The organism is Microbacterium ureisolvens, assembly GCF_015278315.1.
In the GTDB taxonomy this organism is placed as follows: Bacteria; Actinomycetota; Actinomycetes; order Actinomycetales; family Microbacteriaceae; genus Microbacterium; species Microbacterium ureisolvens.
Genome location: NZ_JADIJE010000002.1, coordinates 380,185 through 392,701, shown reverse-complemented (window position 1 = coordinate 392,701; position 12,517 = coordinate 380,185). Strand labels below are relative to the sequence as shown.

Here is a 12,517-nt window from a genome sequence, read left to right as displayed (position 1 = left end):
GCGTCTCCGCACGTCGTGGGTCGCTCAGCGAACTACGGGAGTCTGCTGATACGAGACCAAGTGGATGCGTTCGTCGGTTTTGACGTAGACGCTGGTCATCAATGCTTCGAAGGGTTGCGAGTCGCCGCGCCGGATCGCGACGCCGCGGTAGACGAGCACGGCGCTGTCATCCCCTGCAGGCACGATCTGAGGTTCCTCTATGCGGAATGAATCCCAGGGCGGCGCGTCGGCGAGTGACTGCGTCACCGTCGCGCGGTCCATAACGACGCCGTTGGCGAGCACCATGACGCCATCGGAGGACATGATCTCACCGTAGAAATCGGCGCCGTCTCCATCACACAGAGATTGCCATCCGCGACGTTCCAGGCCGAGCAACTCGTCGATGTCCATTCCGTCACGCTACGCAAGGCCGATTCACCATGCCACAGCTTGACAGCCACGCACCTCAGGCGGGTGCCGTCAAAGGGGGCGCTGCGGTCACCCCGCGTCGTTCTCGTCCGACTCGGGTGGGCCTTGCCGGGCACCGAGGATGAGAAATGTGACTGCCAGGGTGGCGAACGGGAGGGCAATCGCCCAGTTATCCATGGTGAGCCACATTGCAATCGCGACGGCGAAGAACGAGATTCCGACGCCGAGGTATGTTCGGCGACTGTTCGATGAATCGCTCATGCGAAAACGGTATTGAGTGGCACAGCGGGGCACATCCGTCGTGTGGAGGATATCGACCTCGCGCGGCAATGAACCCGCGGGCGCGGCTCTATTCAGGCGGCGGTGAGGATCGCCTCGCGCCGCCGCAGCAGTGTGTCGGTGCGCGTTGCGGTCTCGACGGCGAGGGTGCCGAGGTGCTCGGCGAGTTGAGTGAGGCGAACGTCAAGGTCCTCGGCATTGACTCGGGCTTCGGAGATGCGGTCCATCACCATCCAGTCGCTGAAGACGTTGTCGAACAGGACTTCGAAGACGGCCAGCGTGTCGGAGATCTCGACGCCTGCGACAGTCGGAGCTCCGAGGTCGGCGAGCTCGGTGGAAAGTCGCTCGAGCGCGCGGTTGACCTCGATGAATGCGTCGGTGGCGTCGCCGATGTTGGAGTGCTTCACCATGTCTGCGACGAAGCCGCCGCCGAAGAACGTGTCGTACGCCGACCACCCGCCAGCGCTGTCCAGCTTCATCAGCGCGTCGTCGAGGGCAGTTTTCGTGGCGCGCAGCGCATCGACGGCCTCAGCGATCTCGAGCTGACGCGCCGCCGCCACGCCTAACTGGGCGGCAATCTCCGCCAGTTCCACCGCGTCGCCGCCGCCGGCCGCGCACAGCGCGACCTCATAGCCGGCAAGCGCTTCGCGGTACGCGTCATCCGCGCCGCCCAAGGCATCGCGTCCACGGCGGACTCGGCCCGCGCCGGCGATGGCGCTGTCCAACCGTGCCTGTGCGCCGGCCACGGCGAGCCTGGCGGCATCCGCTTCGGCGCGCTCGACGGCCAGCCGATCGGCCCTGTCTCCGCGCAGCGTCGCCCATATCTTCGTCGGCGAGAGCTTCTCCAACCGGCGGACGTCGGACAGCTCCACCTGCAATCCCCGCTGCATGCTGGCCAACTCACCACGGCGCGTCTCCACGAGCGCCTCGGCAGTGTCAAGCTGGACACCGAGTCGCTGGAGGGACGCACGGGCCTCTGCGGCCGTGCGGACGGCCTCGGTCAGCGCAGCAAGATCCGGTTCGGTCACCCAGTCACTGTGCCACACGCGTCCCACCTTCAACCGAGACTCCGCCCCGGGCCGTGAGACCGAACGAGCCGTGCGCTCGCCGGTCATCCGCCGTGCCTGTGGAGAATCGACTCGGCCTATCGATAACCGGCGGGCTGCCCGCGGGCGTGCTCCCGCGTCGTTGATCATCCGCGAAGCGGTCTCGGCGCCCACGGTGCAGTACGTGGCGGTGCGCGCTTGGCGAGACGAGCCGGATCGGGGTCAGCGGCTTGCGGCGTCGATGAAGAAAGTTCGCACACTCGTGATGTAGCCGTTCGCTACGGTGATGACGTCGATTCCTCGGGCGACGGGCGCGCCCTGAGGGCCGAACGCCCATGCGAGGGCGCCGATGTCCGAGCCGACGTAGCGCTCGCCATCTTCTGCGAACACGAAGCTGTCAGGTACGCCGGCAAGAAGCGTTGCTGCCTTCTCCTCGACGGCCGCACGACCGTGAACGGTTCCCTCGGGATCGGTGAACTCAACATCTTCGGCGTAGACGACGTTGATCGTGCTGCGCCGGGCGTCGGCATCTCGGTTACCGAAGACCCCGTGCAGGTTGGCTGAGAGGAGTTCTGAGACGCTGGTCATTCTTCGCCCAATCGCTGTCGAGAATCACGTAGCAAGCTCAACCGTCGGACCAGGACGCGATATTCCGCGCTGCACGCATCGCGGGAGCCGGAGCTCCGTCATGCACACGGTCGGCATGCCGTGTGCGATCCGCGGCGATAGCATTCGTCGCATGGCTGAGGAGCCCCCAACGTCGGTTACGGTCTACCACCACTTCCATGCAGCGCAGACGAAGGTATGGGCCGCTTGGACGGACCCCACGATCGTGCGTGCCTGGTGGGGATCCGACCCCGATGGTGTCGTGACATCGGCAGCTCTCGACCTGCGACCAGGCGGCCGTTTCGTCATCTCATTCCAAGATTCCAGTGGTGACCTTCACACCAGCACCGGCGAGTACCTCCGCGTCGAGGAGCCGGCTGAGCTGGAGTTCACTTGGTCGTGGCTCAGTGAAACCAACACTCCATCTCGAGTGCACGTCGTCTTCGCGAGGGATGAAACCGGAACACGCATGCGTTTCGTGCACCAGGACCTCCGCGGTATCTCCGATCACGACTATGCCGACGGGTGGCGACGCACCTTCGCGAAACTGGATCGCATCCTCGCCGGCTAGCTCCAGTGTCGTGCCGCGTCCATCGGCGCGGATGCCGGTCGCTCAGGGAGAGGGCGATGCGATGCCGCGCTGCGGTCTGCCAAGGTTCCAACCTTGTCCGCCACACTTCGCGCACAAGTGCGCGATCGTCCTCGCACCCTCCTCGCGTCGGCAAGACTCTGGGAACACCTGAACACGGAGGCCCTCGATGATCACTGTTCATCTGCGCTACGAGATCGATCCCGACAAGCTCGACGACTTCACCGAATACGGCCGCGCGTGGATCCGACTGGTCAACAAGCTCGGAGGCCAGCACCACGGCTACTTCATGCCCAGCGAGGGCGACAGCGACGAGGCGTTCGCGCTGTTCACGTTTCCGTCGCTGGCCGAGTACGAGGTCTACCGGAATGCCTCGAAGACGGATCCCCAGTGTCAGGAGGCGTTCGAGCTCGCGCGCACGACCGGGTGCATCCGTCGCTACGAACGTCGGTTCCTTTCTCCCGTGTTCTCTTGACGGTCCCTGAAGTCCGAACCGACTTCCCCCGCTCCGCCTTGAACCCCCACGCGCCGAAAGGACTCGATCTTCCGGTTCTTGCGATCCGGGGTGTGGCCCAGCCCGCATATCGGTACCCTGCCGCGCGAAAGTCGCCCTCCACGCGCCATCGATCGAACCTCGACGGGAGCCGAGGGGCTGCGCGCTACGCTTCGATTTGGTCGAGCAGGTCGAATTGCGTCAATAGCTGGCGGCTCACGAGGCCGACTGTGCGGGAGAGGGAATCCTGGGTGAGTTCGTTGACGATGGGGATGTCGCGCACGGCCCAAAGTGCGAGCGTTGACGCCCACGCGGCATCCCTTGCCTTCTCCATGGAGAAGTTGGTCATCAGATCAGCAAGCGGCGAGAGGGGAGCGCCGTATTTCACGACATCCTCGTCGAGGAACTTCTGGCGGATGGGTCGTACGCGTTCGGCCAGCACCTTGTTGATCTTCACGAAGTCTGCGTGGATGCTGCCTGAGTCGGGCGAGCGCTTCAGCTTGCGACAGGTGTGCACGACAGCGACGGCGAGGTCGTGGTTGATATGAGCGTTCATCCCGGCAAGTGCGAACTGCAGGGGAAAGAGACGCTTGGAGCGACGCTCCACGAGCGGTGCCCACGCCTTCGAGATGTCGCGGCCCGCAGCAATATCTCGCGGCACGTCCAGGAACAAGTCGGCGAACATGACGTCCAGATGCTCGATGAAGTCAGGGTCGGCGAAGGTGTCATCCGCCACCCGCAGGCCGACCAGAGCAGTCGCATCGCGATACACGTCCGCGAAGTCGCGGATTCCGTCCGTTTGCGGCAGCGGAGCGCGCACGCCGTCAAGTTCGAGAACCACTTTGCCGATAGGCGAGGACCGGTCGACGTTCGTGGGCGTCGTCATGCCGCCACAGTACTGCGCAGTGCTCGCGAGCGGGTGGGTACGCGAATTCGAAGGAACGGACCGGCATGGGGCGCGGATCCCTCATGGGGTGAGTCGCTCCTCGACCGCCCGCAGGCCGGTCCTCGTCCGCACGCGGTGTGGTGCGGTTTCGATCACCGAAGACCATTCCAACGACGTGCGAATATGCACGCGTGGGATTTCTCGTGCGCCAAGTCGTCTTCGTTGCGCCAGACGACGATGTGGCTGCAGGCCTTCTTCATCCCGGCCCGCCGGAAGGGGTCGTGTGCGATCCCGGTCCCGTCGGGCTGTGGTCCCTGGAGGCGCTTCTCGCCGGACGCCCCTACGCCGAGGTCGCGGCCGAGCAGCCTGAGCCCGTAGCACTCTTCCACGGTGGGCAGCGCTTCGTGCTGCCGCTGAGTACGGCGCTTCGTGACCAGCTGGCTTCTGTGCGGGGCTGGCGCGCTTCGCGGGTTGCGCGCGGCTGGGCTCGTACCGATGAGGTGCGGGCTGAGCGGCTGACGCGCGCGGACACGCACAAGCTGCTTTACCGGCTTCATCTCTGCGCGTCCACCGCGGCGAACAGCGACAGCCGTCTCTACTTATGGGTTGACGTCGACGAGCGCGCACTTTTCTGAAATCGAGTTCCAGCGCCACGCACGCAGAGCGGTCGCTCAGCGTTCACTCATGGCGACCCGTGCTGTCTCGGCGGCGACTATCCGCAGCTGGCATTTCGGGACCGCGGTGGATCGCTAGAGTTGGCAGTCGATTTCGCGCTCGGCGCGGCATGTCCCACAGCCTCGCGGCGCGCCAGAGGGGTCCTTCAATGAGCGGCACATCGACGTCCTCATCTGCCGGGTGGTACCCAGCGCCTGACGGATCATCGGCGACGTGGTGGTGGGATGGCGCACGTTGGACGCCACCCGGTCAACAGTCCCATACGGTGCCTGCGCCGACGGGTCGTCTCGCCAAACTGGCGGTGGCGACCCAGGTGCTGCTGGCGATGTGCGCCGTGTCGGCGATCTTCACGATCGGGATCGAGACCTTTGGGATCGGCGCCATCAATGCCTACCTCGACGGCAACGACCGAGCCATTGACTTGATCAACGTCTATGACCAGTTCATGTCCGTGGTCAGCGTTATGACGAGCGTTGCCATCGTCGCGACCGGCGTGGCCTGGGTGCTCTGTACCAGGCCGCCAAGCGATTCGTGGGGCAGACGCGGCGCTCGCCCGGCTGGCACGTTGGAGCGTGGTTCGTGCCGATCATTTCCGCGTGGTTCCCCTACCAGAACATTTCCGATCTCTGGCGAGCGGTCGGCCGCTCCCGACCCGGGTGGCAGATCGTCTGGTGGCTGTGCTGGCTCCTCAGCAACTCGATGATCCAGGTGTCGACCCGCCTGTACCTGAGCGCCGAGACGCTCGAGCAGTTCCAGATCGCGATGTCGGTGAGCATCGCGGGAGAGGTTCTGCTCCTAGCCGCCGCGGCGCTCGCGTCGCTTGTGGTCCGCGGCATCACGCGCGGCATCACCCGACCCTCGGCTCCGCAGCCTTCGTCGCTCATGCACTGACGCGCGGCGCGTGGTCACACCCGCATCGTCCTTGGCTACTGCCTTCATACTCTCGATCAACTTGAGCGACACGTTGGCAGCAATCGTCGATTCTCCCGACACAGTGGGCGAGCGGGCCCGTTGACGCGAATCGGCTTGCGCGCGATGGTGTTCGTGCTGCTGGGCGTGTTGCTGATCACCTGGGGACTGGGATCTGCGGCGGCCACCCACACGATAACCGGTCCGTGAGCGCGCGTTTAGGCGGCGGAACGATCCTGGGGGCGTCACACGAACGACGAGTTCGCGATCTCGTCGGCTCTCTCGGCAACAGGTGCCGGGTCATGGTGACAGGGTGTACACGACGACCGCGTCGCGCTCGAGACTGAAGCGGAGTGACGCGCCGTCGACTGTTCGTTCCACGGAAGCCGACCCGCCGGGGGTGTCGCAGGCGATCTTTCCCCATCCGTTATGGTCATCTGCGCGGAGGAGGATGCAGTGACCAGTGCCGTCGGCAAGGGGCGCCGTCCACGGCTCGATGCCGGCGACGGCTTGGAAACCCTGGATCTGATCGGCGTCGATGCCTTGGTCCTCAAGCCACGAGTACGAGCCGAGCAGGCTCTTTGCGGTCAAGCACGGGTCTGCTGGCAAGGTCAGGTGCTCGCCGGGCGCTGGAGCGGCCGCACCGTCCAGCGACGCTTCGGGAAACTCGCGTGGCTCGCACCAGTCGGGTGGCATGGTCTTGCTCGTGGTGCGAGTGGGCGAGGCACCCTCGCGCACCCCCTCCGGCAAGGGGTTGCGCGTCGCATCATCGGAGCCGGAGGCTGGCGGGTTCTGCTCGGTGGCCGGGGTTTGCGCCGCACAGCCGGCGCACACGAGACCGATGAAGATGGCGACAGGGAACACCCGCCGCCGTATGGCGAGGTTCATGCCGGAAGGCTAGAGCCAATCCACGCTCTTCACCATGCCGTCCGCCAACCGGTCGGTGAGCGTGCAGCATAGATGGATCTGTCAGGCCCGCGCCTACGCGAACGTGGGTGAGGGCGGGCCGGGAAGGTGCCGCGCTGACTCGCCGGCCGCTACGGCCCTTCGTGGAAATGCGATCGCCGGGCTCTCGCTTATGGTTCCCGGCGGGGGAAAACCTTCAGCGTTCGCCCCTCATCTTGAAGGTGCAGCTCGACGCCGTCAGAGAACAGGTTGTACTTCTCGAATGCTTTGCCCTTGGAGGTCACCACCGTGATGCGCGAGATGTTCTCGAGCACAGCATGGGCTGGGGCTCCTCCGTCTGGCATCGCCACAATCTTGGGCTCGTCCTGCGCCAGATCCAGGATTGGCTTTTCGATCGCGAGGAGCATGCGGGACAGATCAGTGGCGAGTTCCTGCGCGGTATCGCCGCCAGGGTCACAAGCTTCCGCGATCCACGAGATGCTGCCATCGTCATCGATGTGAACCTCGCGGATTGACCACCGTTCCTTGCCGTCGCGGATTTCACGTGCGAAGAGGTAGTCCCAGGTCATCGATCTCCTCCTTCAGGAACCCTGCGAACCGGCATCGCTTGAACCCATGTTCGGCTTTCATGACCAATCCGCTGGATCTCGCCGAATCGCCCGCTCGACGCTGACTGAGCGGTAAAGCGTATTCAACTTGGGGTCCCCGACATGTGGGATGTTCGCGACGATACCGCTCGCAACTCGTCCTGCCGCGAGCGAGGGGGCAGAGTGCGTGGCGGGATGGTGAGCAAGAGCCCCCGCGTGGCATCTCTGGGGAGCAGTTGGCATGATGAATCAGCAGGAAGGGCCTCGGATGCGTAAGGTCGTGCTGTACTCGCTGCTCTCGCTGGACGGAATCGCCGAGGAACCCAGTAACTGGGTTTTCCACGCCGACGATCGCCTGGTCGAGCACCTTGGCCACGTGATCGCCAGCCAGACCGCGGTGCTGCTGGGGCGAGGGACCTTCGACTACTGGGTCGACTACTGGCCCTCCTCGAACTTCGAGCCGTTCGCGTCGTTCATCAACACGACGCCGAAGTACGTCTTCGCCTCCACCACGCCGTCGGTGACCTGGGCGTCGTCGACGTTCGTCGACACTCCCGCCGTCGGGTACGTCGCCGAGCTCAACCGGGCGGAAGGCGGAGACATCGGCATACATGGGAGCATCGCCCTCGCGCAGAAAGTCCAAGCTGGACGAGCATCCGGCTGAAGCAACGGCAGATCGAAGCAACGTCGACCAAGGCGCACCCACGATCGACAGCGATGCGAGCGGAACGACACCGCCAGAAACCCGTCCGAGCGACGTCGGCTCAAGAGGAAAATTGCGGAGACGGAGGGATTTGAACCCTCGGTCCCCTTGCGAGGACTCCACCTTAGCAGGGTGGTGCACTAGGCCTGACTATGCGACGTCTCCAGGCATCCGGCCGTGAAGGCACGGATGCACCCAGCAATCATAACCGAGACCGGCGCCGCTTCTTGCACCGGCTCGAAGCACGTCGATCCGGCGGACCACCTCGATGCAGGGAGGGCAGAGACGCCGGGTCAGTCGGCGATGGCGACCTGGTGCCCGCCGCGGCTCTTGGCCACGTACATGGCCTGATCGGCGCGACGGATGAGGTGGTCGACGCTCAAGATGCTGCGAGCTGCACCCGCGCTCGCGACACCGATGCTCGCGCCGATCGGCAGCGACTCGGTCAGGAAGCCGTACTCTCCCTCGAGCGCACGCAGGAGCCGCTGGGCGACCTCGGCCGCACCCTCGGCATCGGCATCGCAGATCACGACGAACTCGTCGCCGCCGTAACGGGCGACGACGTCGCTGCCGCGGACACTCCCCTGCAGGCGGCGGGCCACCTCGCGCAGCACCTCGTCGCCGAGCTCGTGACCCAGGCGGTCGTTCACGGCCTTGAACCCGTCGAGGTCGATGAAGATGACCGACGCGTGCGACACATCGGTGAGGGCCGCGAGCTCGTCGAGGGCCCGGCGATTCGGAAGATTCGTCGTCTCGTCGTGCATCGCCGCATGCTCGAGGCGCCGCTGCAGCCGCACCGCGTCGAGCTTCTGCGCCGCCTGGCCGGCGAGGGCCTCGGCAAGCGGCGTAGCCTCGTCGTCGAAGACGCGGGGGTGCCGGAAGAAGCACGCGAACATGCCCAGGGCGACACCTTCCAGGCGCAGCGGCGCGGCGATCAGCGCATCGACCCCCGACTGCCGCATCGCGCCCGCAAGGTCTGGTGAAAGCGCCTCCGCCTCTTCCTCGCCGCTCACCTTTACGACATGGCCGAGTTCGCGGGCCCTCGCCGACACCGCGACCTCGGGAAACACCCCGTGCAGCGGGTTCGTGCCCGCCGTCCGATGAAGCAGTCCGTCCTCACCGAAGAGGACGACGACCGACTCCTCGGCCTGATAGGCCTGCGCCGCGGTGGCGGCGAGGATCGCACTGAGCCGTTCCTCGTCGGCCGCCGCCGCGAAGGCGATGGAGGCGTCCATGATCAGCTGCAGCCGGATCTGAGTGCGATCGGCCAGGTTGTGCAGCCGGCGCAGGCGGTTGCCCGAGGCGTAGCGGTCGGAGGCATCCATCACCGTCAGAACCGCGCCGTCGCCGTCTTCGGCGCGGGCGACCAGCACCGCCCGCTGTGGATCTCCGACACGCGACATCATGGTCGAGACGGCACCCGTGCCATCCAGGAAATCGGGGACCGGAACCAGCACATCTCGGAGGGCGCAGCCCACGATCTCCTCGCGCGCCCACCGACGGAACCACGCGTTGGCCTCGACGATGCGCTCGTCGGCGCCGACGCGGATCACGCCCACGGGAAGCGCGTCGATATCCGGGCCGGTCATCGGCTTCCTCTCCCGTCTCGGGCGCGCGGTCTGCGTCCGAAACGTATCGCAATGCGGCACTCTCGCGACAGGATCATACGCAGATCCAGCATCCGCACCGGCCGGTCGGGCGACTCGCTGTGGATGGGGCACAGCCGGCCACCGAGACATCCGCCGGGGTCGGCCCGCTACTCCTCCGGGCGGGTGCAGGTGGTCTGGGCTGCGGTCTGGCCGGCGATGTCGGACGGCAGCTCGACGCGCGTCTCCGCGGCCGGCGTGTCGACCGGCGCGGGCGTCTCGGCGGTCGCCGTCTGTTCCGGCACGGGGGTCGCAGCCGTTGTCGGCGCGGTCTCGGGCTTGGCGGCCTCGCCGGTCACCTCTACGCCGTAGCCCTGGCTGGCCTCGCCGGTCAGAGTGAGCGGCTGATTGGCCTTGAGCGCGTCGAAGAGCACCGTCGCGGCATCCTTCACGGGCATCACCCTGCTGGCGCCGTCGCCGGCCGAATACCTGGTCGGGTACTGCACGAAGACGATGTCCTCGTAAGGAACGTCCCTCACGGCCATGGCGATCTGCACCATGAGCGTCGGGTTCGTCAGTCCCGAGCTGAGGGTGAGCTGCCCCTGCTGCACCTGGCTGATCGCCGTGGTGGCGAGGTTCAGCAGCGTCGACGGGTTGGCGAGCACGGCGTCGGACTGGAGCTTGCGCACCATCGACGACATGAACTGCTGCTGATTGGAGATGCGGCCGAGGTCGGAGCCGTCGCCGATCCCGTGGCGGATGCGCAGGAACTGCAGCGCCTGGACGCCCTGCAGCGTGTGCGTGCCGGCGGTGAGCTCGAGACCGGTGTGCGAGTCGCTGATGTCACCGGCGACGCACACGTCGACGCCGCCGATCGCGTCGGACATGTTGATGACCCCTGTCCACCGGATCGCGGCGGCGAAGTCGATCTGGTCCTCGATGAGGGACTCCACGGTCAGCACGGTGCACGCGAGCCCGCCGTACTCGTACGACGCGTTGAGCATCTGCGACGACATGGCGGAGTAGCTGCCGGTGCCGTCCTCCTTCGGGCACGACGGGATCGGCACGAGCATGTCGCGCGGGAAGGAGACCACGGTGACACGGCGCGGCTCGTCCGAGATGTGGACGAGCATCGTGACGTCGTTGCGCTCCCCCTCGGTGCTCTTGGCCTGGCAGGCTCCGGAGAGCGCGGCGTTGGCCCCTTCGCACGAGTCGGTGCCGACCATCAGGATGTTCACGCCACCCTCGATCGCGCCGAGCGACGGCGGCAGCGGCTTGTCCTGATCGAGCACGACGGCGTTGGCGGTGATCGCCTGCGTCGCATCCCACACGTTGTAGGCGGCGATGCCTGCGGCGCTGACGCCGAAGACGGCGAGCACGACTCCGAACATCGAGAAGAGGGTGGCGAACGGATGCCGCGACTTCAGCACGCCGTGACGCGCAAGGGGCATCCGGCCCTCTCCCGAGGGCCGCTTGTGCGCCGCCATCAGCCGCGGCCCCGCAGGTTTCCGTTGGAGCAGGTCGTCTGAGACGCGTTGGACCCGGTGATCGTCGAGGGAAGGGCCACAGCCGCCTCCGTGGGTTCTGGGGCGGGCGAGGTAGAGGTGGCGTCCGGAGTCGGCGCGGAGTCGGTGGCCTCCGGCGCGGTTGCGTCGGCGGGCGGGGGGTCGGCGAGGACGACGCCGTCGTTCGCGGCCACGTCACCGGTGAGCTGGAGGGGCTGGTTCGCGGCGAGCGCGGCCCAGAGCTCCGCAGCGGCTTCCTCGTTGGGAACGACCTTGTTCGGGTCGCTCGGGTCGGTGAAGGTCGGGTACTGCACGAAGGTGATCTCGTCGAGCGGCACGTCCTTGACGGCCAGCGCCAGCTGGGCGAGCCGCACCGGGTTGGTGAGGGATTGGCTCGGGGTGATGTTGTCGACGGCGGTCGTCGCGAGCTTGTACAGCGTGCCGACGTTCGAGAGCACTTCCTCGCTCATGATCTTGCGGACGAGGCTCGACATGTACACCTGCTGGTTCGAGACACGGCCGAGGTCGGAGCCGTCGCCCACGCCGTAGCGCGTGCGCAGGAACTGGAGCGCCTCGATCCCCGCGATCGTGCGCGTGCCGGCCGGCCAGTCGATGCCGGTGTTGCGATCGCGGATGCCGGCGGCCAGGCAGACCTCGACACCGCCGACAGCCTCGGTGAGCTCGATGACCCCGCCCCACGTGATCTTCGCAGCGTACTGGATGTTGAGCCCTGAGAGCTCCGACACGGCGCTCACGATGCACGGCAGGCCGCCGAGCGAATACGCCGCGTTGATCGACTCCTTCGAGACCGGCGACGTCATGGAGCCGTCCTCGCGCGTGCAGGCGGGGATCGGGATCCGAAGGTCGCGCGGGAAGGAGATCGCGGTCACGCGGCGCGGGTTGTCGGAGATGTGCACCAGCAGGTTGACATCGTTCAGCTCCGCCTCGGCGTCGGCGCCGGTGCAGCGCTTGCCGAAGAACTGGGCGTACTCAGGCTCGCAGGCATCCGTTCCAGCGAGGAAGAAGTTCGCCTCGCCCTCGATGGCGCCCATCGTCGGCGGGGGCAGCTCTTCCTGACCCTCCAGCTCGACGGCGTCCACGGCGAAGCTCGTGCCGAGGTCGATTGCGGCGTACGCCGCGACCCCGGCCCCCGAGACGAAGACGACGGCGGCCACGACGGCGACGACCTTCAGCAGGAACGAGGCGGGGCCCGGAGACGACAGCTCACCGTGGCGGGCCACCGTGCGGCGGCCACGCCGGGGAGATCTGCTCGTCGCGCTCACTCGGGTCCTCTCGGAGTCTGTCCGCTTCGGCGGGGTGTCGCGGGAAGCGCCGTGAC

15 protein-coding genes and 1 tRNA gene are annotated in these 12,517 nt (G+C 66.5%); 5 read left to right on the top strand and 11 right to left on the bottom strand.

Annotation, left to right across the window (positions count from 1 at the left end):
* Positions 1 to 24 precede the first annotated feature (24 nt).
* From IM767_RS04035 to IM767_RS04020, 4 genes are all read right to left on the bottom strand, one after another.
* Positions 25 to 390, bottom strand: a complete 366-nt coding sequence (locus IM767_RS04035; protein ID WP_109211801.1) for a nuclear transport factor 2 family protein — start codon at positions 388 to 390, stop codon at positions 25 to 27.
* A gap of 87 nt (positions 391 to 477) precedes the next feature.
* Complete coding sequence (locus IM767_RS04030) at positions 478 to 669, bottom strand: hypothetical protein (protein ID WP_109211802.1); 192 nt, start codon at positions 667 to 669, stop codon at positions 478 to 480.
* Positions 670 to 761: 92 nt separating this feature from the next.
* Positions 762 to 1,715 (bottom strand): coiled-coil domain-containing protein, encoded by a 954-nt coding sequence (locus IM767_RS04025; RefSeq protein WP_162564387.1) that lies wholly within the window; start codon positions 1,713 to 1,715, stop codon positions 762 to 764.
* Positions 1,716 to 1,955: 240 nt separating this feature from the next.
* Positions 1,956 to 2,321, bottom strand: a complete 366-nt coding sequence (locus IM767_RS04020; protein ID WP_109211804.1) for a nuclear transport factor 2 family protein — start codon at positions 2,319 to 2,321, stop codon at positions 1,956 to 1,958.
* Between the two features lie 151 nt (positions 2,322 to 2,472).
* Between IM767_RS04020 and IM767_RS04015 the strand changes: the two genes are divergently transcribed.
* Together IM767_RS04015 and IM767_RS04010 are read left to right on the top strand one after the other, a co-directional pair.
* On the top strand, positions 2,473 to 2,910 hold the full coding sequence (locus IM767_RS04015; protein WP_162564388.1) for an SRPBCC family protein: 438 nt from the start codon (positions 2,473 to 2,475) through the stop codon (positions 2,908 to 2,910).
* 187 nt (positions 2,911 to 3,097) lie between these two features.
* Positions 3,098 to 3,403 (top strand): NIPSNAP family protein, encoded by a 306-nt coding sequence (locus IM767_RS04010; protein WP_109211806.1) that lies wholly within the window; start codon positions 3,098 to 3,100, stop codon positions 3,401 to 3,403.
* A 184-nt stretch (positions 3,404 to 3,587) separates the two neighbouring features.
* On the opposite strand, the gene IM767_RS04005 is transcribed toward IM767_RS04010, so the two are convergent.
* Positions 3,588 to 4,307, bottom strand: a complete 720-nt coding sequence (locus IM767_RS04005) for a DUF5995 family protein (RefSeq protein WP_109212381.1) — start codon at positions 4,305 to 4,307, stop codon at positions 3,588 to 3,590.
* Between the two features lie 191 nt (positions 4,308 to 4,498).
* On the opposite strand from IM767_RS04005, the gene IM767_RS04000 reads away from it, so the two are divergent.
* On the top strand, positions 4,499 to 4,942 hold the full coding sequence (locus tag IM767_RS04000) for a hypothetical protein (RefSeq protein WP_162564209.1): 444 nt from the start codon (positions 4,499 to 4,501) through the stop codon (positions 4,940 to 4,942).
* A gap of 538 nt (positions 4,943 to 5,480) precedes the next feature.
* A complete protein-coding gene (locus IM767_RS03995) occupies positions 5,481 to 5,873 on the top strand; it encodes a DUF4328 domain-containing protein (protein WP_109209150.1) in 393 nt (130 codons plus the stop codon).
* Between the two features lie 318 nt (positions 5,874 to 6,191).
* Here IM767_RS03995 and IM767_RS03990 read toward each other — a convergent pair whose 3' ends face one another.
* Both IM767_RS03990 and IM767_RS03985 read right to left on the bottom strand, forming a co-directional pair.
* Entirely contained in the window at positions 6,192 to 6,779 is a 588-nt protein-coding gene (locus tag IM767_RS03990; RefSeq protein WP_109209149.1) for a hypothetical protein, read from the bottom strand.
* A gap of 188 nt (positions 6,780 to 6,967) precedes the next feature.
* A complete protein-coding gene (locus IM767_RS03985) occupies positions 6,968 to 7,366 on the bottom strand; it encodes a hypothetical protein (RefSeq protein ID WP_109209148.1) in 399 nt (132 codons plus the stop codon).
* A gap of 286 nt (positions 7,367 to 7,652) precedes the next feature.
* Here IM767_RS03985 and IM767_RS03980 point away from each other — a divergent pair, with 286 nt between their 5' ends.
* Positions 7,653 to 8,048: a dihydrofolate reductase family protein gene (locus IM767_RS03980; protein ID WP_239453169.1), complete on the top strand. Its 396-nt coding sequence runs from the start codon at positions 7,653 to 7,655 to the stop codon at positions 8,046 to 8,048.
* A gap of 115 nt (positions 8,049 to 8,163) precedes the next feature.
* Here the strand turns inward: IM767_RS03980 and IM767_RS03975 are convergent.
* From IM767_RS03975 to IM767_RS03960, 4 genes are all read right to left on the bottom strand, one after another.
* Positions 8,164 to 8,252 (bottom strand) — tRNA-Ser (locus IM767_RS03975).
* A gap of 128 nt (positions 8,253 to 8,380) precedes the next feature.
* Complete coding sequence (locus IM767_RS03970) at positions 8,381 to 9,676, bottom strand: GGDEF domain-containing protein (protein WP_109209146.1); 1,296 nt, start codon at positions 9,674 to 9,676, stop codon at positions 8,381 to 8,383.
* A 167-nt stretch (positions 9,677 to 9,843) separates the two neighbouring features.
* Positions 9,844 to 11,124: an LCP family protein gene (locus IM767_RS03965; RefSeq protein ID WP_109209186.1), complete on the bottom strand. Its 1,281-nt coding sequence runs from the start codon at positions 11,122 to 11,124 to the stop codon at positions 9,844 to 9,846.
* 35 nt (positions 11,125 to 11,159) lie between these two features.
* Positions 11,160 to 12,461: an LCP family protein gene (locus IM767_RS03960; protein ID WP_109209145.1), complete on the bottom strand. Its 1,302-nt coding sequence runs from the start codon at positions 12,459 to 12,461 to the stop codon at positions 11,160 to 11,162.
* Positions 12,462 to 12,517: the final 56 nt, after the last annotated feature.